Source organism: Vibrio sp. Vb1337 (assembly GCF_033338715.1).
GTDB lineage: Bacteria > Pseudomonadota > Gammaproteobacteria > Enterobacterales > Vibrionaceae > Vibrio > Vibrio alginolyticus.
Genome location: NZ_JAWOTD010000001.1, coordinates 93607 through 120515, shown reverse-complemented (window position 1 = coordinate 120515; position 26909 = coordinate 93607). Strand labels below are relative to the sequence as shown.

Sequence of the window (26909 nt, the reverse complement as noted above, 5' to 3'; positions counted from 1 at the left end):
TATATTTTACATTACGTTAACATCGTTATTGTTTAATTCAACCATTTTTTCAGCAAGGAGCGAAAAATGAGACAAGGAACTTTTTTCTGTATTGATGCCCACACCTGCGGCAACCCAGTTAGGCTGGTCGCAGTCGGTGTGCCTCCACTCGAAGGCAATACCATGAGCGAAAAGCGCCAATACTTTCTTGAGCATTATGATTGGATTCGTCAGGCACTCATGTTTGAGCCTCGCGGACACTCAATGATGTCGGGGTCAGTTGTCTTGCCTCCTTGCAGCGATAACGCAGACGCTTCAATTCTGTTTATTGAAACCAGTGGCTGCTTACCAATGTGTGGCCACGGCACCATTGGAACCGTCACTACCGCTATCGAGAATCGCCTTATCACTCCCAAAAAAGAAGGCCGTTTGATACTTGATGTCCCAGCAGGACAAATCGAAGTGCACTACCAAACAAAAGGTGACAAGGTCACGTCAGTGAGGATATTTAACGTACCAGCTTACCTTGCCCACCAAGACGTAACCGTGGACATAGAGGGCTTAGGTGAGCTCACTGTCGATGTTGCTTATGGCGGAAACTATTACGTAATCGTCGATCCTCAAGAAAACTATGCCGGACTTGAACACTACTCTCCAGATGAAATTTTGATGCTTTCACCAAAAGTTCGCGAAGCGGTATCTCGAGCGGTTGAGTGCGTACATCCAGAAGATCCAACAGTGTGCGGTGTTTCTCACGTGCTATGGACCGGAGAGCCCACTCAAGAAAACGCTACCGCTCGAAATGCTGTGTTTTACGGCGACAAAGCGTTGGATCGCTCGCCATGTGGTACGGGAACAAGTGCGCGCATGGCGCAATGGCATGCAAGAGGCAAACTCAATCAAGGAGAAGACTTTGTTCACGAAAGTATCATCGGCAGCCTATTTCAAGGACGTATAGAAGGCATTACCGAAGTGAATGGCAAAGCGGCTATTTTGCCAAGTATTGAAGGATGGGCACAAGTATACGGTCACAACACAATATGGGTAGACGATGAAGACCCATATGCGTACGGATTTGAAGTGAAGTAATAAGGATAGTAAGGAAGAATGATGAACCCACAAGAACCAACCACTTTTTACGCAGTCAACGCCTTTACTGGTGAGCCTCTACCTATAGCGTTTCCGGTACATGGAGAGCAAGAAGTTAATCAAGCCTCCTCAGCCGCCCAAAGCGTAGCGCGTGAGTTTCGCCAACTAAGCAATGCAAAACGAGCGAGCTTACTTTGTTCTATCGCCTCTGAATTGGAAGTGAAGAGTGAAGAAATCGTTGCTCGTGCTCATTTAGAAACTGCCCTTCCCGAAGCACGTTTAAGCGGTGAAATAGGACGTACCGCGAGCCAATTAAGACTATTTGCCGAGGTTGTGAGATCGGGTAATCACCATCAAGCAATTTTCGATACGCCAAACCCAAACCGTCAACCACTGCCAAAACCAGATATTCGCCGTCAACAAATCGCAATTGGCCCTGTAGCCGTGTTTGGTGCGTCTAATTTTCCGCTCGCATTTTCTACGGCAGGTGGTGATACGGCTTCGGCACTGGCAGCTGGCTGTCCTGTGATTGTAAAAGGCCATACCGCCCACCCTGGCACCAGTCAACTTGTTGCAGAGTGTATTGAGGCTGCACTTGAGAAAGAGTGCTTACCGCAAGCCATCTTCACGCTATTGCAAGGTAACAAACGTGCACTTGGCCAAGCACTCGTTACCCATCCAAAAATTAAAGGGGTTGGGTTTACAGGTTCAGTCGGTGGTGGCCGTGCGCTGTTCAATCTAGCCCAGCAAAGACCAGAGCCAATCCCCTTCTATGGCGAACTAGGGGCGATTAATCCAACATTTATTCTCCCTTCAGCCATACGGGCAAACGCATCATTGGCTGAAGAATTTGTGGCTTCTATGACTTTGGGCTGTGGACAATTTTGTACAAAACCAGGCGTTGTATTTGTCTTGAATAGCCCAGAAACGCAAGCCTTTATCGAAATCGCTCAAGGGTTAATTCGACAACAATCAACGGCCACTTTGCTAACGCAAGGAATCCGAGAAACGTATGAATCCGAAGTGGATAAGCGAGCTTCCGAAACAGGCATTAACGTCACTCGTTCTGAACAAGCAGAAGCGACCAATGTCTCACCAGCACTGTTCGTGACGGACAGTAAAAACTGGCGTGAAAACCCGCAATGGGAAGAAGAAATATTCGGTCCTCAATCGTTGATCGTAATCTGTGAAGATTTCGATGACATGTTGAAACTGAGTGATTCACTGACTGGCTCGCTCACCGCAACCCTCCACGCTACCGCTGAAGACGAAGAACAAGCCAAGCAACTGCTTCCAAGTTTGGAAGAAATCGCCGGACGCCTTGTATTCAACGGTTGGCCAACTGGCGTCGAGGTTGGTTACGCTATGGTTCATGGTGGACCATATCCGGCTTCAACCAATTCTGCCTCAACATCTGTCGGGGCAGAGGCTATTCATCGTTGGTTGCGTCCCGTCGCTTATCAAGCTTTACCAGAATCTTTATTGCCGGATTCATTAAAAGCGTCGAACCCACTGGGTATTCAACGCGCCATAGATGGCAGTGTGTCCCAATAAAATCACCAAATGGCTCAAAAAGGCATCAACTGATGCCTTTTATTTCACTCTACTTCTCAAAACCTTCTTTCCTAGTTGGTTTGTGCCAGAAAAACAATAAACTACTAAAGTAAAATGGATTGGATACAATATTAATTTCACGGGAGACTTCAATGTCACAGAAACCTGTTTTTAAAACGCGTACTCAGCTCGTTGAGGAAGCAATTCGAACTCAGATCTTGAAGGGCGAGTTAAAAACTGGTCAACCTTTACGTCAAGATGCGTTAGCAAAAGAGTTTAATGTTAGCCGAATTCCTGTGCGTGAAGCGTTAGTTCAATTGGAAGCACAAGGACTCGTTAGCTTTGAACCTCACAAAGGTGCGACGGTCACTGAACTATCTCCAGAGAAAATCAATGAGCTATTTGAACTGCGCGCTGTCGTGGAATGCCACATTTTAGAGCGCGCGATTCAAAATATGACAGACGCTGACCTTGAACGCGCGCGCGAAGTTCGCGAACGTTTCGAGTCAGTAGTGAACAGTGGCGACGAAGTAGAAGAATGGAGCAACTACAACTACGAGTTCCACAAAGCCCTATATGCGCCAGCCAACATGCCTGAAACTATGGACGTCATTTACAACCTGAACACAAAGTGTGACCGATACATACGCATGCAGCTATTGTTTACTACAGGCATTAAAAAGGCAGAAGAAGAGCACTTAAACTTGTTTGAAATGTGCCAAAATCGCGATATCGAAGGCGCCAAGTACCTGCTGAAAAAACACATTCTAGAAGCGGGCACAGCGATTCGAAACCTGCTGCTTGAAAGGCAAAATATCAGCCAGTAAACGGAATAACGAATAAGGTGATATTCAAGGATGAATGTTGGACCAAAGTTTTTACTCGCAGCGCTACGACAAAAGATTAAAGAAGAAGGGCTTTGCTACAATTCCTTGTCAGAGAAAAGTGGCATCCCTTTATCTAGTATTAAACGCCACCTACATAATCCAGCTTTAGGTTTGGATAAAGTACTTATTTATCTGAACTACCTGAATACCGATCTCATCGAACTCGCAACCTTAGCCAACGAGCTTCAGCACCAAAACGAGCAAATGCTAACAGATGAAGAGAGCGCCCTTTTCGTTGAGCATCCTTATTTACTTGATTTTATTTATATGCTGACTTCTCGTGATATTAAACCGCAAGAGATAGCCCAAACTTACGGGCTTTCTGATACAAGCTTACGATTCTATTTACGTATCGCGGAAATTCTAGGATATGTCGAAAACTTCGGAGACGGCTTGTTTTACCGTTCTGGTCGTCGATTTATTATGGAAGAAGGTACGGCATTAGACACCTTATTCAAAGAGCGATTTCAACAAGATTCGCTTTCTCATGATATCAACCCAGGCGTATGTATAGGTCGCATTAGGCTCACCGAAGAGCAGAAAGTGCAAATAGAGAACGAGCTTTGTAATAAATTAGCGAAACTTAACGCAGTTAACACTTCCAACAATGAAGGTGAACTAACAAATATATTAATGCGCTGCACTCCCGGTGCTCAGATATTTTTCGCTGATGATTTACCTAACATTGACGGAAGCCTATTAAAGCACGTCGCTCAACTCACTAAATTAAGTTAAAGCATCAGACAAATAAATCAAACAAATCCCAGATAACATCATATACCCCTACCAAACTATTGATTCAAAGCGTTTCCTGAATCTAATTCTGATTTTTATTTAGCAAGCATCGCTTAGTCAACTAAGAACTTGTCTTAATTTCACACTTATTAATTGTCTTGTTAGCTCTTTTGAAATAGACAGAAAACTTAAGTAATGACTAATTTAGCTTAAGTATAAAAGACAACTTTTTTACGTTATTTACCTCACACTATTTAACTATAAATTTGCAGACGAACAAATTAAATTAATACATTCACCTAGCTAATAAAAACAAAAGCAAAACACATAATTATAATTCTATTATTTATAAGGACATAGAAAAGTGAAATTTAAGTATTCTTTAGCAACGGCAGTCACTCTCGCATTATTACAAGGCTGTGGCGGTGGCGGCGGTGATGGTTCATCACCTACTCCGTCCACTAGCAGTGCAAACGGTCCAACATGGAAAGCCGGTGATTTTAGCCAACCGTCGAAAACGTTTATCAACCAATGTGAAACGCCCCGCGTCGGACTGGACCCATATGACAACTATGCCGCCTATCCAGATAAATTGGGCTCTGCATTACACGAAAAACTCTTTTTAAGAGCTTTTACTAACGAAACGTATCTATGGTATGACGAGGTTCCTGATAATAATCCAGCAAACTACAAAACTGTTACTGATTACTTCAATACGCTGGTCACCTCTGCTACTACCGCGACGGGTAAACCAAAAGATCGCTTCCATTTTACCGTCCCTTATGAAGATGATATGAAATCATCGCAATCCGGTTTAGTTGCTGGATTTGGTTTTAACTGGGCATTCCTACGTGGCGTACAACCTCGAGACGTTCGTATTTCCTACACTGAAGAAGCCTCGCCAGCTGATAGAAGCGGCATTGCTCGTGGTGATAAGCTTCTGAAAATCAATAATATTGATGTGGTTAACACCGGTAGTCAGTCCGACATTGATTTTATTAACAAAACGCTCTTTAACCCTGACATCAATCAAGATTACACCTTCACATTTGAGAGTGTTGACGGTCTAGAGAAAACCGTGACGCTTACCGCCTCTGATGTCATGACCTCTCCAGTTAAAAATGCCAAAGTGATTACACACAATGGTATGCGGATCGGCTATCTGCAATACAACTCCTTTGAACCAAGCGCTCAAGCCCCGCTTATTGAGGCGTTCAGTATGCTCTCAGCAGAGAATGTTGACGAGATCGTCGTTGATTTACGTTACAACGGCGGTGGCTTAGTCCTTCAGTCCTCGCAAGTAGGCTACATGCTAAGCGGTGCTGGTCAGAACCGAGTCTTCAGTGAGTTGATTCATAATGACAAAGTGATGCGTACCATTAAAGATGGGGATAACATCTATCGCTTTACGAATCTAGCAATAGACTGGGCAGCACAGAAATATTCGGATCAAGTGCTTCCGACACTGAACAAAAAGCGCGTATATGTGCTGACTTCAGGAGGCACGGCTTCCTCAAGTGAACTGTTAATCAACGCTTTGCGCGGCATTGATGTGGAGGTTATCCAAATAGGTTCAACAACCACAGGTAAACCGTATGGGTTCTCACCAGAACAAAACTGCGGCACTATGTACTACACTATTCAGTTCAAGTCGGCGAACGAGAAAAAATTTGGCGACTTCGCTGATGGTTTTATTCCTACTCCAAAGAGCCAAATCAATACCGAGCTAGGCTTAAACAATAGAGTGGAAGGTTGCTGGGTCAATGACGACCTAACAAAACCATTGGGCGATCCGTCTGAAGGTATGCTTTCTGCGGCACTAAACTACATGGAAACTGGAACCTGTCCGCCAGTATCCCCTTCAAGTTTCAACGCCATGCCGCGTAACATTTCATCTCCGGAGTTAAGCGATCTTCGCTCTCCGCTACGAACAGAGGCAATTCATGTTGAGATCAACTAACTTTTTACGAATGCTGATTCGGGTTGTGCTTTTCTTAGGCACTTCGATTTCTTTGATAGGATGCCAAGCTATGTCACAAGAACCCGTTGAAGCATTGAGTAAAAAGAACTCTCCGGAAACAGTCATAGAGATTCAAAACGCGATCGCAGAAATCCAAGGGACACCAGCACCTAGAGTCGCAAATAACGTATTTGAATCCTCACCGCATTTGTTGATTGAAAAAGGACGAGTAAAAGGGAACAACAATCAACTGTTGGATGGCAGCTATACGGATCTTCCAGACCAATATACGTTGCAGATAAGAGGTGAAACCTGTGGCTTGTACTATGCCAAAACAGATACTTTTGTCTCTCTCAGTTCACTAGATTGTGAGCCCATCATTAAGTTTTAGATCTCCCAAAATAGAAGCCCGCTGATATCAGCGGGCTTCCTACTTTATTGTTCAGTGTGAAACGGTCAACGTTACTTTAGTTCAATCCATGCTTTGCGCTGTTGCTTATCCATGTATGACCAAGCTACAAAGCGGCTCACTTTCTGCCCTTGACTCATTTCAACCACACGAATGGCTTTCACACCCAATTTTTCAAGCTGCTTGCGCATCGGGCGAACGTTGTCTTTTTTGGATATAAGTGTTGTAAACCACAAGACCTGTGCGGCAAAAGCTTGGCTTTCATTCGCCATTTTTCGGATAAACGCCGCTTCTCCGCCTTCACACCACAATTCAGCGTTTTGACCGCCAAAATTCAACGCAGGCTTACTTGTCTTTACTGGTGCGGTTTGAGGTTTTAGCCCTTTCTTGCGCTGGTTTGCTTTTAGATTATCGATTTTACGCTGGCTGCCCATAGCGGCATCTTCCGCCGAACGGTGGAATGGCGGATTACATGTCGTCACATCATAACGATCATTCGGTTGAATGATACCTCGATAAATATTGGTATCATTGTATTGCTGTACCAGTGCAATTTTTCCCTTCAAAACACGATTGTGCTCTACGATCGTTTGAGCCGATTGGATGGATTTTGGATCGACATCGCTGCCCGTATAGTGCCAACCGTATTTTGTTACACCAACAATCGGATAAATACAGTTTGCTCCCACGCCAATGTCCAACGCTTTCACTTTTTGGTGCGCGTACTGACCTTTTACTTCACCATCAAGAAGTTCTGCCACTCGGTGAATGTAATCAGCGCGGCCCGGAATCGGTGGGCAAAGGTAGGTGTCGGGAATGCCCCAGAACTCGATACCATAATACGCAGCAAGCAATGCTTTATTGAGAATTTTAACAGCGTTAGGATCAGAGAAGTTTATGGAGTCTTCCCCTTTCGGATTTTTGATAACGAATGGCTTTAACTGTGGTTCACTTTCCACGAGTTTTTTAAAATCGTAACGACCTCGATGAACATTACGCTCATGCAAACCATTCTTCGCTATTTTTATGAACTCGACTTCGCTCTTTCCTGCAGGCTGCGAGGATTTGCGCGCAACTTTGTCTTTAACACGCTTCGGCTTGGCTTTATTCGCGTCTTTATTCTGACCCGCCATTGAAGTCTTTGGCTTTGCTTGCTTCGCGTTGTGATTATTGTTCTTCATTCAAATTCGCTTTTAAATCGAGGTAAATCATAAACAAACGAGCATCAAATTCGAGTTGGTGATACTCAGGCTCCATGTAGCAACATAGCTGATAGAACGCCTTGTCGTGGTTTTTCTCACGAGTATGCGCCAACTCATGTACCACCAGCATTCTTAATAGTGGCTCGGGCGCATCCTTAAATACATTGGCAATGCGAATCTCGTTTTTCGACTTCAGCTTACCGCCATGGTTTCTACTGATAACACTGTGCAAACCAAGCGCACTGTTTACCGCATGAATTTTCTTATCGTAGACGACTTTACTGATTGGCGCGGCTTTCTTCATGTAGCAGTTTTTGATTGCCATGGCGTACTCATAGAGCGCCCTTTCGCTTTTGATTTGGTGCCTATCGGGATAACGCTTTTCGAACCAAGGAACAAACTTGCCACTCGTTATCAATGAGCTCACCTGCTCTACGATGTTTTGTGGGTAGCCTTGAATGTATCGAAGTGACGGATGCATAGAATTAACGTCTGTTATGACAAAATAAAGGCGCTCAATATACCTGAGATAAAGGACAGTTTCACCTTAGCTTTCGCCTTTCATTTATTGTGAAAGGCCGTTAAACTTCGCCTCCCAATGATAATGGAGAGAAATTCAATGAAACGTGTCGTTCTTTATGTCAAAGACAAATGCCCTCACTGCAAAGATGCTCAACGTTATCTGGATTCGAAAAATATTAACTATCGTTTGTGCAATGCTAAGATGCAACGCGGTCGCAAAGAACTTGATGCGCTTGGTGCTCGTTCAGTGCCAGTTTTAAAAATTGGTGATCGGGTAATGATTGGCTGGAACCCAAAGAACTTCGAGAAGATGTACAAAGGCGACTAGTGCTCGGACGATGAATCTGCGCTGCGTTTAAACGTAGCGCTTGATAAAGTCGATAAACGTTCGATCTGCTATTGATAAGTACCCCTGCTTGCGCCAAGCAAGTGCCAGATCCAGCGTCACTGGTGGTTCAAACGGTAAGCCAACAACGCCCGACTCATGTTGAGTCACCAATTCCAGTAACGCGGTAATCGCAAACTCTTGTTTTACAATACTCAAAATCAAAGGCAGTAAGTTGGTCTCGAATGATGACTTCATGGTAAACCCATGCTCCTCACTCACCTGATCCAAAAATTCGCGGTGAAAATAGCCATGCTGAAACATAACCAAATCGTGTTCAAAGAACTCATCAAAAGTAAGAGCGTGTCGCTGGGCTAACTCATGCTCAGGTGAAACAACTGCGACCATTTGGCTAGTAAACAAATGGTCAGTTTCTAGGTCATCAGGCACGTTATCACAACTGATCACACCGATATCGAGTTGACCATTGAGCAGCATACGACGAATCGATTGAGTCCCAGCTTCGACCAAGGTCAATTTTAACTCCGGGAACTGGCTTTTAAACGCCATCACAATTCGTGGAAAGAAATAACTGCCCATCATTGATGGCGTCCCGAGCCTTACTTCGCCTTTCGCTAAGCCTTTCAACTCATCAATCGCGAGCTGCGCGTCGTGCAACTGTTGAATCACCCGCTTGGCATGTATAAGTAGCGTTTCGCCCTCTTTCGTTAAGCTGATTTTTTTATCATCACGGCGAAATAGGGTAACGCCCAAAGACTGCTCAAACTTTTTGATAGAAATGCTTAATGCGGGCTGGGCAATATGCAGGGCTTTCGCCGCATGGGTAATATTTCCATGTTCAGCGACCGCCAGAAAATGTTTAAGTTGTTTCGATTCCATTAGATCATAAATATATGGTGTCCATATTTTTAATATATTTTTTTAATTTATAACGAACTGATAGATTGATCACAGTCTCTCCATTTGCTCACATTAGGCAGGATTCATGGTCAGTTTTGGCACACCGGAATACAAACGCATTACGCTCTCGCTAGCGCTTGGTTCCTTCTTGGTTTTTTCAAATTTATACCTACTACAGCCAATGCTGCCCACTTTTGCCCAAATTTTCACGATCTCAGAAACGCAAGTGAACTGGTTATTTGCGGCCTCAACACTCGCTCTCTCTTTTAGCCTCGTTCCAATGGCTGTGTTGTCAGAATCAGTGGGACGAAAGCCAGTCATGATGGCTGGTCTGTTTTCGATTCCTACCCTTTCTGCTTTGATGCTGTTTGGTGACTCATTCCTGTTTTTGGTGGTATGTCGAGCACTGATCGGTGTCGCGCTCGCCGCTTTTGCTGCGGTCGCCGTGGCTTACATGGCAGAAGAGCTCGACAAGCACGCTTTCTCGATGGCAATTGGAACGTACATTGCGGCTAACTCATTAGGCGGTATTGCAGGACGTATTAGCGGCGGCTTATTGGCGGACAATTTCAATGTTGATGTTGCCATTGAAGTTATGATGGTGTTCACTCTTCTTGGTGTCATTGGCGTTCACTATTTATTGCCAACACAGCGCAACTTCACCCCGTCATCAAGCAGCTTGCGCCATCAAAATCGTGCGCTTATTGGTCATTTTAAAAACCAACGCGTGTGGTTCGCGATGCTGATAGGAGGACTCAACTTTGCTTTGTTCGTCAACCTTTACTCCGTAATGGGGTTCCGTCTGGTGAGTGAACCTCACAATGTGCCCGTCGGGTTGGCCTCACTGATCTTTATTTGTTACTTGGGAGGAACTTTCTCCTCTCGTTGCGCAGGCCACTGGAGTAAACGTTATTCATCAATCCTCGGCATGTTCTTGGGCGCGATAGTGAGCATGACGGGGATGTGGATTGCGGCGGTTGAAAGCTTGACTGCAATGCTATTTGGGTTGTTGCTGATAAGTTTTGGTGCCTTCTTTACTCATACCCTCGCCTACGGTTGGGTCGGTCAGAATGCCACTCGCGCCAAAGCCACCGCGACTGCGCTCTACTTAGTACACTACTATGTAGGCGGTAGTTTGGGAGGATTCTTACTTCTTTATTGTTGGCAACATGGTGGTTGGTCGAGTGTTCTTATGGGGGGAAGCGCAGTCTACCTAGCAATGTTTGCTGCAATTGCGTATTTGAAACACATTGCCGAAAGAAAGCACACTGACCAAACACCTGACGCGGCGAGTTTAAAGAGTAGCTAAGGTACGCTCATTTACGTAATACCTCTCTGGTTACTTGGATAACCAACTCTGTTATGCTTGCGCTACTTTAATAAAACCAGAAAGTCGTATGTCAACGCGTTCAACACAAAACACAGATATCGAAGCGATCACTCAACAGGTCAACCAATGGCTCAACGATGTGGTAATCGGGCTCAACCTTTGTCCGTTTGCTGCCAAGCCGCAACGTAATAAACAAATCAAAATCTTTGTTAGTGAAGCGACTCAAGAAGAAACGCTTCTTGAAGATATTTTATTGCAACTGATTGAGCTGAGTAACACAGAGCCCGAACAGCTTGAGACCACGTTGGTTGTGGTTCCCAACATGCTACAAGATTTCTGGGACTACAACTTTTGCATAGATTGGGTTGAAGGATTAATTAAGCAGCAGAACTGGGAAGGTATTTTCCAAGTAGCGACTTTCCATCCTGATTACTGTTTTGGTGGCGCAAGGCCTGAAGACGACGAAAACCTGACCAATCGTTCTCCTTACCCGATCTTCCATTTGATTCGCGAAGAGAGTATGGAAAAGGTACTAAAACACTATCCTGATCCTGAATCCATTCCCGATACGAACATCGCTCGTGTTTCCGCCCTTTCAGAGGAAGAACGTAAAAAGCTGTTCCCTTACCTATTTCGTTAAGCACCACTATTCCCCAAAGGCAGATTTATCACCAGTTAGATGCAATGCCCTTGGGGTTCAAAGTGCGGTTTGGTATCATTGCCGCTTCAATCGATTCAATGGAAATTAGAATGCAACTGTCAAAGCTAACCCAAGAGATTTTTGATCACTTATACCGTGATATCACCGAGTTCCGTAGTACGTTCGACTTACCAGTCGCAGACGCTGCAAGCCTTGATACGCAAGCAGACACACTACACACCTCTTTGGCGATCGAAGAGCTAACAGAGCTAGCAGAAGCAGATTGTAAAACTGAGCAAGCAGATGCCATCGTAGACAGCGTGTATGTATTAATGGGCCGTCTCGTTCATCTTGGCCACAGCAAAGTAGAAGACAACCTGGCGATCAGCTACTTAATTGATCTTCTATTAAACGTTGCGGTAAACCGTGGTATCGAGTTTATTCCTTGCTGGGATGAAGTGCACTCAAGCAACATGAGCAAAGTATGCCGTAACGAGCAAGAGTACTCAGAAACAGAAGCATTCTACGCAGAACAAGGCATCAAGTTGATGGCGGTGCAGAAAGGTGAATACATCATCGCGAAATGCGCCGAAGATTTCGTATCGGAAGGTAAAACCATTCGCAAAGGCAAAGTACTCAAATCTGTTTACTACCGCCCAGCAGATCTAAAACCGTTAACTCAATAAGCGTTGAGTTTGGCTATCTCGATTAAAAAAACGACCTCAAGTAGGTCGTTTTTTATTGTCCCTAAATACTAATCAAAGATTAAATAAGGTTGCTCATCTACAATGACCTTTTTGACTTGAGTATTGAACACTTCCCCGAGAGCTTCTTCCGTTAGCACAGTATCGGCACTTCCTGATGAGTGCAGCACACCGTTGTTAAGCAGCAATACTTTATCTGCGTGCTTTAATGTGCGATTGAGATCGTGATTAGCAACCAATACTCCAATTCCCTGCGCCGCCATAGCGCTAATCAATTGATAGAGCAGACCCTCTTGCGCAATATCTAACGGTGCTGCTGGCTCATCCAAAATTAAAAACTGCGAAAAAGGATTAATGGTACGCCACACCTGCAAACATACACCTGCTAATCGGACACGCTGCCACTCACCACCGGATAATGTTTGAATACTGCGATGAAGCTTATCTTGCAGTTGTACCAGCTCCACCACCATATTGACGGCATCACGCACTTTGATATCCGCAATCTCAGCACCACTTGGCAGAGATAAAGCGAGATACTGAAACACATCAACATTAAACGCTGGGCGCGATTGCTGACACAAATAACCTCGAACATGAGCTTGCTCTGACAACGGTAAAGTAAGCAAGTTTTTGTTGCCAACGTACACTTCACCACTCATACCCTCTCGGTGACTTAACGTACCAGAAATCGCAGCCAATAAAGTGCTCTTACCGGAACCATTAGGCCCAACTACATGTACGATTTCGCCAGCTTTGCATTCAAAAGAAAGAGGCAATAATCGACTACCAACCGACATATGTTTAACGTGCATCATGACTCTTCACCAGCATCCAGATGAAAATAGGTGCGCCAATCGATGTTGTCATGACACCTAAAGGTAACTCTGCGGAGTCCAATAACAGTCTTGCGCCGATGTCAGCAAATACAAGCAACGCAGCACCAGATATTGCAGAAAGTGGCAATAAATAACGGTTTTCCGTACCAAAAGCCAAACGCAACAAGTGCGGCACCACCAAACCAACAAAACTGATGATGCCACCCAAAGCGACTGAACTCCCCACCAAAACAGAAATGGCGAGGATCAGTTTCCAACGCATTTGATGTACATCGACTCCCAATTGGGTCGCATGAATCTCACCCAGCATCAATTTATCAAGCGATTTGCCTTTACAACATAACCAGATGAGCACCGGTAACATCACCAAGGTAACGGTATGTTGATACCAACTCGCACCGCCAATACTGCCCATTAACCAATACATCAGTTGGCGTAAACTGAGATCATCACTAAAGTAAAATGCCCAGGTCACAATCGCGCTCGATAAAATACCCAATGCGACCCCAACTAAAAGCAATCGAGCCGTCGTCAGGTGCATTGCCCTTGCTATCGCCACCAAAACAAACGTGAATAACATCGAGCCTGCAATCGCTGCCAACATAAAAACAATCGGGGTAGGAAGAACAGGTGACGCGAACATGATTAAGACCATTGCTAAGCTTGCACCACCAGAGATACCAAGCACGCCAGGTTCAGCCAACACGTTCCCAAGCAACACTTGTAACGTCGCGCCAGATACCGCTAACGCAGCACCAATAATTGCCGCAGACACTAACCTCGGTAAACGCAAGTCCACCAATAACTTCTGTTCAAATGCAGATAAGGATTGAAAAGGAGAAAGGAAAATTTCTCCGACCATCAAGTGAATGGCAGAGAGTACAACGAGCACGATCGACATAACCATCAGGTTACGTTGCCAGCGTCGTTCCTTGTTCAGGATAAGTTGTTGAAAATCCATAGCGACCGATAAAAACAAACGAGGCTTAACCTTACAGTTAAGCCTCGGTAAATTGCAATTAACTTCTCAAAGCAATGTTGGATTAATCGTAAACCAACTCACCCTCTTCAAAACGGGTTTTCACTTCACAAACCATCAGAGCTGCACGTTGACCTATTGCGACGTGGCGGTTCGGGAAGACAATCGCTTCGTTTTCATTCTTCGCCATTAATGGTTTGTCGCCATCATGACCAAACACTTCGCCGTGAACAAATGAGGTGAAGTTTTCAACATTGTCGTCGAACATAAAGTCAAAGTCTTCGTTCAAACGAACGATTGTGCGACTTACGCGATACTTAATGCATGGTTTTGGTAGGTGTTCTGGCTTCGTTTCCGCAATCAAATTACGTAAAGACAAATCAAACGCGGTCAGTTTATCGAGGTCATTTTCACCGATACGAGCCACACGGCCAAGCTCCATTGTGAGAGCCTGCGCACCAAAGTTCTCGGCACTGTACCAGCTAAACGTGCTCGATGGTGAGTTTGACAGGAGCACTGCTTCAATGTGTGCACTGTCCAAGAAATCGATCAATGCTTTGCTGCGCACAGGATGACGAGTCTTGGGACTTACTGCAAACGTATAGTGCTTCGAGCCTCTAATCGCGCAGTGTAAATCAAGGTGCCAGCGTGTTGTCGGGTCGGTATCCTGATAAAAATCTCGAACAAGCAGCTTAAGCGTATCGGCGATAACAAGCTCTTTTGTCTGTTTGTGTTCTTTTTCGTCAAACAAACGGTTGAGGTTTTCTTCAAGGAATCGCGTGTGCGCCAGAGTGGACTCTGGGTGAGCGATAATGAACAGACAACGGGTATCGACCGTCTGGAACCCAGATTCTATGTCTTGAATAATGGAATCCACCAGCTCCATCGGTGCGGTTTCATCTCCGTGAACCCCACAAGAGATGATGATGTTCTTCGTATCCTGAGTATAATTCGCAGGGATTACTTCTAATACACCACGCTGATAGAGTTTAAGTTTTACACCGTTAGAAAGCACCTGCTCCGCTGGTGCGACATCAATATGAACATCTAACGTGTCAGTTAAAAACGATTGGCGAAAGAGAGACTTCGTCATGCGTTACTCCTTAATAGCACGGCGGATATGTTAATAAATTGTACAAAGGATTTTTGTTGCTGCGATCTCACTTATGAGTAGAAATCACTATTTCCCTCGAAAATCCGATGCCTTTTCGCGCCAGGCACTCAAATCAAGCATTGAGGCGTTTAATTTTCAAACAATTACAAAGTGTTAGGGCTGTGAACTTTACCACAGCCCTGATTAAGATCATTATGATTTGATCAAATTTTTGTAGCTATAAAGCAGATTATGCATCAACACTGCGAAAAACTTAGCCGCGCTGTGCGAGCAAACGCTCAAACTCATCGACTTTTTCACGCACTAGCTCAACACTCTGCTGCCAAAACGTTGGCTGGGTTAAATCCATCGACAGGTGCTTTTCGACGACATCTTCCGCCATCATGCAGCCTGTATCGCGCAGCAAATTGATGTAATCGGTGTAAAACGCTTCGCCTTTGGTTTCTCGCTGTGCATAGATACCCTTGCTAAACAAGAAACCAAATAGGTATGGGTAGTTATAAAAGCTCACGCTATCAATAGAAAAGTGCAGCTTGCTTGCCCAGAAGTACGGATCCGGTTCGCTCATTACGTCGCCATACCATTCTTTCCAAGTTTCTGACATCAACTCACAAAATTCATCTGCGGTTAACTCTCCATCCTGGCGGCGTTCATAGAACGATTTTTCAAACTCGTAGCGAACCGGAATGTTGATCATTAAAGCTAGCGCAGATGACAACTCTTCCCACAACATTTCGAGCTTTTCATCAACGCTCTCCGCTTTCGAAATCAAATGATCACGAACGATGTTTTCTGCAAAGATAGAGGCGGTTTCTGCTAACGTCATTGGGTAGTAAGTTTGGCAAAGTGGCAAATCACGAATAACCCAGTTATGGAACGCATGGCCAAGTTCATGTGCCAGAGTCATAAGGTCTGAACGGCTGCCACTCCAAGTCATAAACACAAGTGGTGTTCGCGTTGCTGGCAGTTTGGTGCAGTATGCGCCAAGACGCTTGTTAGCATTTGGCGCGGCATCAATCCAACCATTTTGTACCATCAAACGGACAAACTCCGACATCTCAGGGTTTACTGTTTCAAATGCTTCACAAATAACATCAATCGCTTCATCAAAGTCGTAAACCTTCGCTTCACCGCTCAAAGCAGGCATAGCCGCCAGATGATTCCAAGGCTTCATCTCATCCAGACCATGTACTTGCGCCATCAATAAACCTGCTTTCTGACCAATAGTTCGACTGTCTTTGGCTACTGTCATCATCGCATTTAAAGTTTCAGCTTGGATTCGGCTACCATGCAAACTCGGCTCTAGGAAGTGAACTTCACGCTTCGTAGAACGCTTTTTGTTTTCAGTTAAGCGCCATCCTGCTAACGCATTCAAAATCGCAGCGAATGATTCTTGGTGCGTTTGCATTGCATCTTGTACGCCACGCCACGCGGCTTCTTGACGCTCGAATTCAGAACCATAAAGAATGCTTGCCGCTTGAGAAAACCCAAGCTCTTCACTATTACCATCTGTGTACTCAAGCTTCACTTTCAATGAGCCAGTCAGGTTATCGTATAGGTTACCCCAAGCCGATTTGCCATCCACACTCATCGCAGCCAGTAACTGTTCTTCTGCGTTGCTAAGACGAGTATCCGCCAACTTTCTAGAATTCAAGATAGAAAAAGCTTGCCCACTGATATCAGGATTTTCATGGTCTAACACGCGCAAGATAAACTCTTCGTCGGCATGAGTTAATGTCAAATCAAAGGGACTGAACGCTTGGGAAAGCTCCGAAAAGATGCGGGTCATTTTACCAAGTAACGATTTCGCTTCGGCGTTTGTTGCATCAACAGAAGCATAACAACTCGCAAAATTTGCAACTGTACCCGCTAAACGACTCGCAGCTTCATTGGTCAAAATCGCATTTTGCATGATCTCTACGTTGCCACAATCTACTGATTGTTTATTCAAAAGATCAATACATTGTTCCACAAGAGCAATATCGTCTTGAATTCGTGGGTCAGAAAGGTCGTTATAAACGATGGACAAATCCCAACTCGGCGTTGTCATTTCTATATTTCCTTTTTATGTAACTGAGTCAATTTTCGCTTCCTGCACCTAGCAGATGGGCTTCCACTGACATCTTCCGTGACTATGCCCGTAAGCAATATCGTTCTGGGCATTTTAATATTTATAAGTTAACGAGTTAAAAGAGGTATGCCAATCGAACGCACCGAGGCGTAAATTTGCTCATCTATGGTAATTGTTATATGCGTGACAGAAGCGTTTCCTATCGACAACGTCGAATACCACCTTGGATTACGCCAATCTAACTCCAATACATGAGCAAGAATCATACGAATGACGCCACCATGCGTGACGATAAGGAGATTGTCATTGATATCGTTGATGATTTGAGACCAAACGCGACATATGCGCTCAGAAAATGTGCTTAAGCTCTCAGCATTCGGCAACGTATGTTGTGCTGGCGATTGCCAAAAAGCATCTAGCTTTTTCCACTGCTCAGTGAGCCGATCAAAAGGCATACCATCAAAATCACCAAATGCCATCTCTTGTAAAGATTCATCCGTCATTACTGGTAATAATTGCTGTTCAGCAATGATGTTTGCCAGTTCTTGACAGCGTGAAAGTGGAGAAGAAATTATTCCACCCACACCTCGTCCACTCTCAGCCCAAGCCCGAGCAATACTCTCTTGATCAGCAGGCGTAACTTTTACATCTGTTTGGCCATGGAGTCCTGGTGGAGCGTCTACTTTTCCATGACGCACAAGATAGATATTGAGTGTTTTCATTTTGTTCCATCCTACTCTTTAAGAACCAACGGCAAACCAGCAGCAACAAAGGTAACGCGATGGCAAACACTGGCTAGTTTTTGATTCATCCGTCCTGCATTATCCACAAAATAACGACTAACCGCCCCCAAAGGTACAATGCCCATTCCAACCTCGTTAGAGACGAATATTAACGTCGCATCTGAGCCACGTACCATCTTTATAAGCTTTTCAATTTCTGCTTCTAGCTTCTCATGGGAACATTCATCACCTAACTCAAATATCCAATTGTTGAGCCACAAGGTTAAACAGTCGACCAATACAACATCGGTGGTAGCGAAATTTGTCAGTAACTCAGATAAATGAAGGGGGCATTCATGCTCTTGCCACTCGCCCCCGCGTTGCTTTTGATGATGCGCTATTCGCTCTCGCATTTCTTGGTCAAATGGCAGCGCGGTTGCAACATAGTGTAATGATCGATGAGAAGCGACCGATAATTGCTTAGCTGTTTTTTCTGCCAAATGCGACTTCCCAGAGCGCGCGCCACCGAGTATCAATTGCTTCATGAGGAGTGATACAACCCAATCATAGTGAGATAAATAAGCAGTTCCGACAACTGTTGCGCTGCGCCAAGGCAATCCCCCGTAAAGCCGCCAATTCTCTTGGTTAACCAACGTTTGAACATCAAACGAAATACCACGAGAACAAGCGATATCAAGATCGCATCCGCGAAACCAAGCACAAGCAATGTTACGCCACCAGTAAACAACAAAATGGAGACTTCTAGAGAAGACTGGCGACTTGCTAGCGGTTTACTTTTCGACGTATCACTGTCACTGACATAAGGCATGTCATAAATAAGCGTCGCTGCTAGTGCTCGGCTTGCGGTGTAAGCGACGACAATGACCAACCAAAAGTGCGGCAAGTTAGCCAGTTCACTCCAAAAAACATACTTAGCCAATAACGCCATAATGAGAGTGGCGGCACCATAAGTGCCAATACGACTGTCTTTCATAATAGAGAGGCGTCGCTCTACGGTCATGCCACCGCCAATGCCATCCGCCATATCGGTCAAGCCGTCTTCGTGAAAAGCCCCAGTTAACAATAAGCTAAACACCATCGTTAATACTATGGCAACCGACTCTGGGAAAAGAATTGAGGTGAGCGAGAATACCAAAGCGCAAAGCGCTCCAAGCACGAGACCAACTAACGCAAAGTAACGGCCTGCCTGATTCATGCGTTCTTCACTGTAAGGCAACGCTTGGGGCACGGGTAAGCGGCTAAAAAAACTGGTAGCTAATAGAAATAACTCCCACTGGTATCTTAACGATGACGGCATGACTTTCTCAGAATTATCAGGGACTGACACTAAACTGTAACTCCTGCACTCTCAAAGCTCGCCATTTTGTTGTAAAACTGGGCAGCAGCTTTTAACAGAGGCAAGGCAAGAGCGGCTCCTGTTCCCTCCCCTAGCCGTAAACCAAGGTCGAGCAGAGGTTCTGCTTTTAGATGTTCCAATACAAATTTATGTCCATTTTCTTCAGAGCGATGGGCAAACAACATGTATTCACGCGTTTCTTCGTCTAACAACGTCGCAATATAAGCCGCTACCGATACGATAAACCCATCCACTAAAACTGGAGTTTTAAGCCGCTTGGCTTCTAAAAAAGCGCCCACCATTTGTACGATTTCAAAGCCCCCAACCTGTGCGAGAATCGCTTTGGTATCAAGACCTCGACATCGGTTTACCCCCTGTGCTACCAGTTTATATTTGCGGCTCAACTGCTGTTGATTGATTCCGGTGCCAACGCCAACACAATAATCAATATCTAATGAGCTCAGCGCCGATAACAGTGCTGAGGCCGAACTGGTATTACCGATGCCCATCTCGCCGAACATTAAGAGGTTTGAACCATGCAAAATGGTATGCTCAGCAATCTTCGCACCATATTCTAAACCTAACGCCACTTGTTCTGGGGACATCGCGGATTGTTTAGAAAAATTAGCCGTACCGTTACCCAGCCGTTGTTCAACCAAGTTGGGATGGGATTTAAATTCTGGAACCAGCACATCAATAGGAGCCAACATGCCGCAATCTATTACTTTGAGTTGAATGCCATTGATGTCGCAAAAACAGTTGATGGCTGCGCCGCCGGCGAGAAAGTTAGCCACCATTTGTTGAGTGACTTCGCTTGGCGCAATGCTCACACCCTCCTCTGCAACGCCGTGATCTCCAGCAAATACCAGCATGCTCGGTTTGCAGATAGCGATGGAATCAACTGGCTGAGGTTTATCCTGGCTTTGAATAAGAGCTAACTGCAGTGCCACCTTTTCCAATAAGCCTAAAGAACCGACGGGTTTGGTTTTGTTATCTATGCGTGCTTGTATCTCCGCAGCAAAAGAGTCATCCATTTTTTACGTTCCTTTGATGTTGTCTGGGTGAGAGGTGTTCTGTTGTTCAAGAGGTCTTGTTCAGCGACAGTTTTTGCGCGCCCACTATTGTATACACTTGCATCCAATTGGGGCAGCGCTAATCAAGTTTATCTCAGGATAGTCTGCCGAGTTCGCAGAGCGTCTCACCTTTCTTGCACGAGATTATAAGTAACTCGTTGAAATCCGCTACAATAGCTTAGACTATGTTCCCATATAGGAGAAAAGATATGGATAACAACACCTGCGCAATCATCGCCGGTGCAACTGGCTTAGTAGGCTCAAAAGTCATTGCAAACCTCATAAATCAATCAGGTGTTGGAACATTATATTATCTTTCTCGCCGCCCACTCGATGGCGTCCTAGATGTGGACAACAAGCTTATTCCTCTCATTGATGCAGACCTTTCTATCCACCAATGGGATGAGAACCAACCAACACCAACCATCGGCTTTATCTGTTTAGGCACGACCCTTAAGCAAGCAGGCAGTAAGGATAATTTGCGTAGAGTAGATGTTGATCTGGTGTGTAAAGTCGCCCAACAAATGAAAACAATCGGAGTCAAACGCCTTGCGGTTGTTTCTAGCCTCGGTGCAAATAGTAAATCGCCATCCCATTACTTAGCTTGTAAAGGACAAATGGAACAACGAATCGAAGCTATGGATTTTGAGGAAATCGTATTTGTTCGCCCAGGCCCGCTTGTTGGTCAACGTCAAAACCCAAGAATGGACGAGAAGTTAGTACAAACTCTGTTTAAGGTAATTCGCCCACTTATGCTTGGCAAATTGTCCAACTTTTTACCTATTCGAGCAGAAGATGTCGCTAAAGCGATGATTTATCAACTTTTCAGTTATCAAGAAGACTCGGTGGTTTACTTACAAAGGAAAGAAATGCGTGACTTACTGCATCACTACGAATAACCATTTTGTACAATTAACGTGCTAATTCACGCTCTCACGCGACTTAGATCTCGTTTTTATATTCATTTTAGATCTAGCTAATACCCGTTTGTCATTTTTAAAGTTATATCACGAGCGTTATCTTACGCTCCATAAATAAATCCGTATAAAACCCCGTATAAAAAACAACCGCCACTTCGGCTGGTTGATAAGGTCAAATTATGAATTTTGCAGTGATAGCCTCTCTAGCCGTCTTTGTTGGCATATTGTTCTTTCTATTTAATCAACAACAAAAGAAACACACTCTTTCACGTCTCGTTTTGATCGGTCTTGTTACCGGTTCTCTTTTTGGTCTTGCTTTGCAACTCATTCACGGTGAAGGCAACAGCGCAATTGCTCAAACACTTGAATGGGTAGGCATTGTAGGCAGTGGCTACGTTGGTCTACTGAAAATGGTCATCATGCCACTAGTATTGGTATCGATGATCTCTGCAGTTGTTAAATTGGAGAAAGGTGGCTCTTTAGGTAAAATTTCTGGCCTGACCATCTCTGTTCTTCTAGTAACGACTGCAATTGCTGCACTTATCGGTATCTTGGTGACAACAACATTTGGCCTGTCAGCAGAAGGGTTAACTGAAGGTGCGCGTGAAACCGCTCGTATCGCCGTTTTAGAAAGCCGTGCCGGTACAGTAAGTGACCTAACTATTCCTCAAATGCTAGTTAGCTTCATTCCAACCAACCCATTTGCTGATCTAACAGGTGCTCGCTCGACATCGATTATCGCTGTAGTGATTTTTGGCGTGTTAACTGGTATCGCCGCTCGTAAAGTGATGATGGAAAAAGCAGAGTTGGAATCACCGATTCGTACTTTGGTAGAAGCTGCTCAATCTATCGTTATGCGACTAGTGAAGATGATCATGGCCCTAACGCCATACGGCATCGCAGCACTGATGGCAAAAGTGGTAGCGACATCAAGCGCAGGCGACATCCTAAACCTACTTGGCTTTATTGTGGCGTCTTATGTTGCTATCGCACTGATGTTTGTTGTTCATGGCGTATTGGTCTCTTTTGTTGGCGTTAGCCCTGCGGAATACTTTAAGAAAATCTGGCCTGTACTGACCTTCGCGTTTACATCTCGTAGCTCAGCAGCAACAATTCCACTAAACGTAGAAGCGCAAATCACGAAGCTTAACGTACCACCAGCGATTGCAAACCTATCAGCATCGTTTGGTGCCACTATCGGCCAAAACGGCTGTGCGGGTATCTATCCTGCAATGCTTGCAGTGATGGTAGCTCCGACAATGGGCATCAACCCACTTGATCTACACTTTATCCTGTCATTGATTGCGATTATCACCATCAGCTCATTTGGTATTGCAGGTGTCGGCGGCGGTGCGACGTTTGCAGCCTTGATTGTTCTTCCTGCAATGGGCTTGCCTGTAACCATCGCGGCACTGCTTATCTCTATTGAACCACTGATTGACATGGCACGTACCGCACTAAACGTTTCAGGTTCAATGACTGCGGGTACAATTGCTAGCCGAGTGCTGAAGTCACCAGGAAGTGAAGCAACATTGGAAGAAACACGAGCATAGAACTCAAATTCCTTCCAAAGCGATAAAACATAAAATATCAAGCCGATGGTTCGCCATCGGCTTTTTTCATTTTCAAAAATTCAACTTGCATCTTTCGTTGCTAGTCAAGGCGTTGAATGGTCTAATACTGTCATCGGTTTTGTAAACGGTAAGCAGAATGCACCAAGATAATCAGCCCACTTTTTTCTTCTTTGATTATGAGACATGGGGAACCAACCCCGCGAAAGATCGCCCAAGCCAGTTTGCTGGTGTTCGTACAGATGAAAACTTTAATATCATCGGCGAGCCTTTAGTCATGTACTGTCAACCACCGGCTGATTATCTTCCGTCTCCTGAAGCTGCGCTTATTACTGGTATTACTCCGCAAAAAACGGTTCAAGAAGGCCTTTCTGAGCCAGAGTTTATCGCTAAGATTCACACTGAACTCGCGAGACCAAATACCACCAGTTTAGGCTACAACAGCATTCGCTTTGATGACGAAGTGACCCGTTATACTTGTTATCGCAACTTTATCGATCCATACGCATGGAGTTGGCAAAACGGTAACTCACGTTGGGATTTACTCGATGTACTACGCGCGTGCCATGCCCTTCGCCCAGAAGGCGTAGAATGGCCAGAAAACGAAGATGGCTTCACTAGCTTTAAATTAGAACATTTGTCCGTGGCTAACGGCATAGAACATAGTAACGCGCACGATGCCATGGCAGATGTGGTTGCGACTATCGAAATGGCAAAGAAAGTAAAAGCAGCGCAACCAAAATTGTTTGATTACTTTTTTTCTATGCGCCAAAAGCGCAAGCTCAATGATTTAGTCGACATCGTCAACATGACACCGTTGATGCACGTTTCAGGCATGCTAGGGCGCGAATGCCAGTACACTAGCTGGATTGTGCCTGTTGCTTGGCATCCAACCAATAATAACGCCGTTATCACCATCGATTTAGCGAAAGACCCTCAACCTATTCTTGAGCTATCCGCAGAAGAGCTGCACGAAAGACTCTACACGAAGCGCGAAGATCTTGGTGAATTGCTACCAGTGCCAGTTAAACTAGTTCATTTGAACAAATGCCCTATTCTCGCCCCTGCAAAAACGTTAACGGCTGAAAATGCAGAGTCTATTGGCATTGATCGCCAACAATGTCTCGCCAATCTCGCTTTGTTGCGCCAACATCCTGAAATTAGAGAAAAGCTGATTAGCCTCTTTTCAGTCGAGCGCAAATTCGATAAAAGTGATGACGTCGATACACAACTTTACGACGGGTTCTTTTCTCCAGCCGATCGCGCAGCTATGGATATCATTCGCGAAACCGATCCGAATAATCTTGCTGCATTAGACATTGAATTTGATGACAAGCGCATTAAACCTCTATTGTTCCGCTATCGTGCGCGTAACTTCCCAGGCACATTAGACGAGCAAGAACAAAGACGCTGGGCACTACACTGTCGAGAAGTGTTTGAAAGCCAAATTGAAGAGTACATGCTGAATTTAGAAAACTTAGTTCACGAACATGAAAGTGACGAAAAGAAGATTGCGATATTAAAATCCGTGTACCGTTATGTAGAGAGCTTAGCTTCCTAACTCCTCCTAATACAAGCGCACCTTATGGTGTGCTTGTTGTTTATATACTGTCAAAATGATTAAAGAACGATTCTTACAACTGATCCAACTGCTCATTTCAATCTTCCTCATCATGGGAGCACTTGGCATCGGAATTACCATTCAAAAGTTCACTGGCGTTTCCGTTCCAGGAAGTGTCATCGGTATGCTCGTACTGTTTTTCTCCATGACTCTTGGGCTTGTAAAAGTCGACTGGGTCAAACCGGGCGCCACGCTATTTATCCGCTATATGATCTTATTGTTCGTTCCTATCAGCGTCGGATTAATGCAGCATTTCGACCTACTACTCGCCAATGCGCTCCCTATCATCGCTAGCGCGGTTGGCGGTTCACTCATTGTACTGGTCAGCCTCGCTTGGCTGCTGGACTACTTGCTAAAGGAGAAACACTGATATGTGGTTAGTTGTTACCATTGCGGTTTTTCTTATCGCTCGTCAAATGGCAATCAAAGTGAACAATCCTCTAGCAAACCCTTTGCTGATCAGTATCGCAGTGCTCATTCCTTTGCTTACTTACTTAAATGTGCCATTTGAAACGTATTATGCGGATAACGAAGGAATTAGCTTTTTGCTTCAACCTGCTGTAGTTGCTCTGGCTTATCCACTATATGAACAACTACCACAAATTAAAGCAAACTGGCGAATCATCACTTTCGCTTGCACAGTAGGCAGTGTGATGTCGATGATGACAACCACCTTGATCGCAGTCGCTTTCAAAGCGGATATCAGTTTAATCGCAAGTCTAGTGGGTAAATCCGTCACTACGCCAATAGCAATGGAAATTTCGAGTCACCTCGGTGGTGAAGCTGCCGTTGCGGCGATCTTGGTTCTGATTGTTGGTTTATTGGGCGCGATTTTGGCATACCCAATTTACAACTTAATTGGAATTAAACACCCGATTGCACGTGGCCTAACAATGGGTACCGTGTCTCATGCCTTAGGCACCGCGACATGTGCAGAGAAACAGCCCATTGATGCCGCGTTCTCATCACTCGCATTGGTTTTATGTGGGATCATAACTTCTATTTTGGCTCCAAGTTTTTTTGCTTTGGCGGTCTGGCTATATCAATAGTTAAGCGCTCTCGGTCTGCCCTCCTTCCGGCAGGCCGTAGCCTTTCCGCTTCTTCCTTACCCTTTTCAAAACCCTATCTTATCTATCAACCTCACCCAGTAATATCGTGAAGGGACTTGATCGAGATATACATTCATAGCGTTAGCATTCTAGCTGCTACCACTCGCTCTAGATTACGTAGGTATAAAGTAGCATAGCGGTAAAAGTCGCGTTGGTAACATACTCCTGCTCCTTGGTCATATGAATATATACTGATATGGTTAATTGTGAGACGGAGATAACGCTTCACACCTGTGCAATCGAATACATGTGTGAGCTCACTCTAATTATGTAACAGAATTATCAATTGCATTATTTATCGTGATCTAACGCACGGAACATTTCTATCTTTCACATAGAATAACTGTCCATGCAATAACAAGGATTCAACATGAAAAGTCGCATTGAACAGGCGCTAGCAGGCGCTCCAGAAGCACTTTCCAAACAACTTGCTCCTATCATCCAAGCTGATGATTTTGATGCTACGCTTTCAGTTCAACAATTTGAGCAGTTGCTTTCAGCTACCGGTCTATCAGACAAAGAGCTTCGTGTTGCGCTACTTCCTTTTGCCGCAGCGTACTCCTATGCTCCCCTTTCTGACTTTTATGTCGGCGCTATCGTTCGTGGTCTTTCAGGTCGCCTTTACTTCGGTGCCAACATGGAATTCTTTGGTGTACAGTTGGGTCAAACGGTTCACGCAGAGCAGTCTGCGATTAGCCATGCTTGGATGAAAGGCGAACGTGGTGTTAAGGATATCACTATCAACTTCAGCCCATGTGGTCACTGCCGCCAGTTCATGAATGAGTTATCTACCGCAAACGAGCTTAAAATCCAGCTCCCAGAACGTGAAGAAAAGTCACTTCATGAATACCTGCCTGAAGCCTTTGGACCAAACGATCTCGGTATCGAGTCCGGCTTAATGGCAGAAGTTAAACACCAATTCTCATGTGATGATGAAGACGCACTCATCCAAAGTGCAGTTGAAGCGATGAACATGAGCCACTCTCCATACACCAACAACTTGAGTGGTTTAGCATTAGAGATGACTAGCGGCCGTGTATTCCAAGGTGCTTATGCAGAAAATGCAGCGTTTAATCCTAGCTTGCCACCGCTACAAGTTGCGCTAATCCAAGTTTTACTTGCGGGTGAAACCTTTGACAGCATCAAAGCCGCTGCATTGGTAGAAAACTCTGAAGGTAAGATCAGTCACTTAGCCGATACGCAATCAACGTTGGAAGCGTTGAATCCAGATATTCCGCTTAGTTTTGTCAACGTATAAACGACAAATTCAACAAAG

The 26909-nt window shown here is 44.8% G+C and carries 27 protein-coding genes; 16 read left to right on the top strand and 11 right to left on the bottom strand.

Annotated elements, in window-relative coordinates:
- Positions 1-66 precede the first annotated feature (66 nt).
- The 6 genes from R7E42_RS00510 (at position 67) to R7E42_RS00485 (ending at position 6595) form a co-directional block, all read left to right on the top strand.
- The gene (locus R7E42_RS00510; protein WP_318072257.1) at positions 67-1068 is read left to right on the top strand and encodes a 4-hydroxyproline epimerase; all 1002 of its coding nucleotides are present in this window, start codon (positions 67-69) and stop codon (positions 1066-1068) included.
- A gap of 21 nt (positions 1069-1089) precedes the next feature.
- Positions 1090-2622, top strand: coding sequence for an aldehyde dehydrogenase (NADP(+)) (locus R7E42_RS00505; RefSeq protein ID WP_262662147.1), 1533 nt, complete (start codon positions 1090-1092; stop codon positions 2620-2622).
- Positions 2623-2774: 152 nt separating this feature from the next.
- A complete protein-coding gene (locus R7E42_RS00500; RefSeq protein ID WP_053303155.1) occupies positions 2775-3449 on the top strand; it encodes a GntR family transcriptional regulator in 675 nt (224 codons plus the stop codon).
- Between the two features lie 30 nt (positions 3450-3479).
- Positions 3480-4244 (top strand): transcriptional regulator, encoded by a 765-nt coding sequence (locus R7E42_RS00495; protein WP_167415160.1) that lies wholly within the window; start codon positions 3480-3482, stop codon positions 4242-4244.
- Positions 4245-4608: 364 nt separating this feature from the next.
- Positions 4609-6204: a S41 family peptidase gene (locus R7E42_RS00490; protein WP_115385900.1), complete on the top strand. Its 1596-nt coding sequence runs from the start codon at positions 4609-4611 to the stop codon at positions 6202-6204.
- Between the two features lie 70 nt (positions 6205-6274).
- On the top strand, positions 6275-6595 hold the full coding sequence (locus R7E42_RS00485; protein WP_137281910.1) for a hypothetical protein: 321 nt from the start codon (positions 6275-6277) through the stop codon (positions 6593-6595).
- A gap of 71 nt (positions 6596-6666) precedes the next feature.
- On the opposite strand, the gene rlmF is transcribed toward R7E42_RS00485, so the two are convergent.
- The gene (gene rlmF, locus R7E42_RS00480; RefSeq protein WP_318072256.1) at positions 6667-7794 is read right to left on the bottom strand and encodes a 23S rRNA (adenine(1618)-N(6))-methyltransferase RlmF; all 1128 of its coding nucleotides are present in this window, start codon (positions 7792-7794) and stop codon (positions 6667-6669) included.
- Positions 7781-8296, bottom strand: a complete 516-nt coding sequence (locus R7E42_RS00475; RefSeq protein WP_318072255.1) for a M48 family metallopeptidase — start codon at positions 8294-8296, stop codon at positions 7781-7783. The genes rlmF and R7E42_RS00475 overlap by 14 nt, the downstream gene beginning before the upstream one ends.
- A 138-nt stretch (positions 8297-8434) precedes the next feature.
- Between R7E42_RS00475 and R7E42_RS00470 the strand changes: the two genes are divergently transcribed.
- Positions 8435-8665, top strand: a complete 231-nt coding sequence (locus R7E42_RS00470) for a glutaredoxin family protein (protein WP_005377871.1) — start codon at positions 8435-8437, stop codon at positions 8663-8665.
- 27 nt (positions 8666-8692) lie between these two features.
- On the opposite strand, the gene R7E42_RS00465 is transcribed toward R7E42_RS00470, so the two are convergent.
- Complete coding sequence (locus tag R7E42_RS00465) at positions 8693-9562, bottom strand: LysR family transcriptional regulator (RefSeq protein WP_017820887.1); 870 nt, start codon at positions 9560-9562, stop codon at positions 8693-8695.
- A 106-nt stretch (positions 9563-9668) separates the two neighbouring features.
- Here R7E42_RS00465 and R7E42_RS00460 point away from each other — a divergent pair, with 106 nt between their 5' ends.
- The 3 genes from R7E42_RS00460 to R7E42_RS00450 all read left to right on the top strand — a co-directional run bounded on the left by R7E42_RS00460 (position 9669) and on the right by R7E42_RS00450 (position 12239).
- Positions 9669-10892, top strand: a complete 1224-nt coding sequence (locus R7E42_RS00460) for an MFS transporter (RefSeq protein ID WP_005377873.1) — start codon at positions 9669-9671, stop codon at positions 10890-10892.
- 88 nt (positions 10893-10980) lie between these two features.
- Complete coding sequence (locus R7E42_RS00455) at positions 10981-11553, top strand: DUF1415 domain-containing protein (protein WP_206969989.1); 573 nt, start codon at positions 10981-10983, stop codon at positions 11551-11553.
- A 110-nt stretch (positions 11554-11663) separates the two neighbouring features.
- Entirely contained in the window at positions 11664-12239 is a 576-nt protein-coding gene (locus R7E42_RS00450) for a nucleoside triphosphate pyrophosphohydrolase family protein (RefSeq protein ID WP_005377875.1), read from the top strand.
- 68 nt (positions 12240-12307) lie between these two features.
- On the opposite strand, the gene btuD is transcribed toward R7E42_RS00450, so the two are convergent.
- The 8 genes from btuD to cobT all read right to left on the bottom strand — a co-directional run bounded on the left by btuD (position 12308) and on the right by cobT (position 20373).
- Positions 12308-13075, bottom strand: a complete 768-nt coding sequence (gene btuD, locus R7E42_RS00445) for a vitamin B12 ABC transporter ATP-binding protein BtuD (RefSeq protein ID WP_262596409.1) — start codon at positions 13073-13075, stop codon at positions 12308-12310.
- Positions 13062-14057, bottom strand: coding sequence for a vitamin B12 ABC transporter permease BtuC (gene btuC, locus R7E42_RS00440; RefSeq protein WP_318072254.1), 996 nt, complete (start codon positions 14055-14057; stop codon positions 13062-13064). Before btuC ends, btuD begins: the two co-directional genes overlap by 14 nt.
- A gap of 82 nt (positions 14058-14139) precedes the next feature.
- Complete coding sequence (locus R7E42_RS00435; RefSeq protein WP_005377878.1) at positions 14140-15168, bottom strand: succinylglutamate desuccinylase; 1029 nt, start codon at positions 15166-15168, stop codon at positions 14140-14142.
- A 274-nt stretch (positions 15169-15442) separates the two neighbouring features.
- Positions 15443-17239: a M3 family oligoendopeptidase gene (locus R7E42_RS00430; protein WP_213871596.1), complete on the bottom strand. Its 1797-nt coding sequence runs from the start codon at positions 17237-17239 to the stop codon at positions 15443-15445.
- Positions 17240-17367: 128 nt separating this feature from the next.
- Positions 17368-17982, bottom strand: a complete 615-nt coding sequence (cobC, locus tag R7E42_RS00425) for an alpha-ribazole phosphatase (RefSeq protein WP_262639675.1) — start codon at positions 17980-17982, stop codon at positions 17368-17370.
- Between the two features lie 11 nt (positions 17983-17993).
- Positions 17994-18527, bottom strand: a complete 534-nt coding sequence (gene cobU, locus R7E42_RS00420) for a bifunctional adenosylcobinamide kinase/adenosylcobinamide-phosphate guanylyltransferase (protein WP_025766771.1) — start codon at positions 18525-18527, stop codon at positions 17994-17996.
- The gene (locus tag R7E42_RS00415) at positions 18524-19300 is read right to left on the bottom strand and encodes an adenosylcobinamide-GDP ribazoletransferase (RefSeq protein ID WP_262639713.1); all 777 of its coding nucleotides are present in this window, start codon (positions 19298-19300) and stop codon (positions 18524-18526) included. The genes cobU and R7E42_RS00415 overlap by 4 nt, the downstream gene beginning before the upstream one ends.
- A gap of 29 nt (positions 19301-19329) precedes the next feature.
- Positions 19330-20373 carry a nicotinate-nucleotide--dimethylbenzimidazole phosphoribosyltransferase gene (gene cobT, locus R7E42_RS00410; protein WP_085569560.1) on the bottom strand — a complete coding sequence of 348 codons (1044 nt, stop codon included), beginning with the start codon at positions 20371-20373 and terminating at the stop codon, positions 19330-19332.
- Positions 20374-20621: 248 nt separating this feature from the next.
- Between cobT and R7E42_RS00405 the strand changes: the two genes are divergently transcribed.
- The 6 genes from R7E42_RS00405 to cdd all read left to right on the top strand — a co-directional run bounded on the left by R7E42_RS00405 (position 20622) and on the right by cdd (position 26891).
- Positions 20622-21311 carry an NAD(P)H-binding protein gene (locus R7E42_RS00405; RefSeq protein ID WP_053350419.1) on the top strand — a complete coding sequence of 230 codons (690 nt, stop codon included), beginning with the start codon at positions 20622-20624 and terminating at the stop codon, positions 21309-21311.
- Between the two features lie 200 nt (positions 21312-21511).
- A complete protein-coding gene (locus tag R7E42_RS00400) occupies positions 21512-22885 on the top strand; it encodes an L-cystine transporter (RefSeq protein ID WP_318072253.1) in 1374 nt (457 codons plus the stop codon).
- Between the two features lie 157 nt (positions 22886-23042).
- Positions 23043-24464, top strand: coding sequence for an exodeoxyribonuclease I (gene sbcB, locus R7E42_RS00395; protein ID WP_017820876.1), 1422 nt, complete (start codon positions 23043-23045; stop codon positions 24462-24464).
- Between the two features lie 55 nt (positions 24465-24519).
- Entirely contained in the window at positions 24520-24894 is a 375-nt protein-coding gene (locus R7E42_RS00390) for a CidA/LrgA family protein (RefSeq protein WP_213903530.1), read from the top strand.
- Between the two features lies 1 nt (position 24895).
- On the top strand, positions 24896-25573 hold the full coding sequence (locus R7E42_RS00385; RefSeq protein WP_213903531.1) for an LrgB family protein: 678 nt from the start codon (positions 24896-24898) through the stop codon (positions 25571-25573).
- A gap of 430 nt (positions 25574-26003) precedes the next feature.
- Positions 26004-26891, top strand: coding sequence for a cytidine deaminase (gene cdd / locus R7E42_RS00380; protein ID WP_005377892.1), 888 nt, complete (start codon positions 26004-26006; stop codon positions 26889-26891).
- Positions 26892-26909 lie beyond the last annotated feature (18 nt).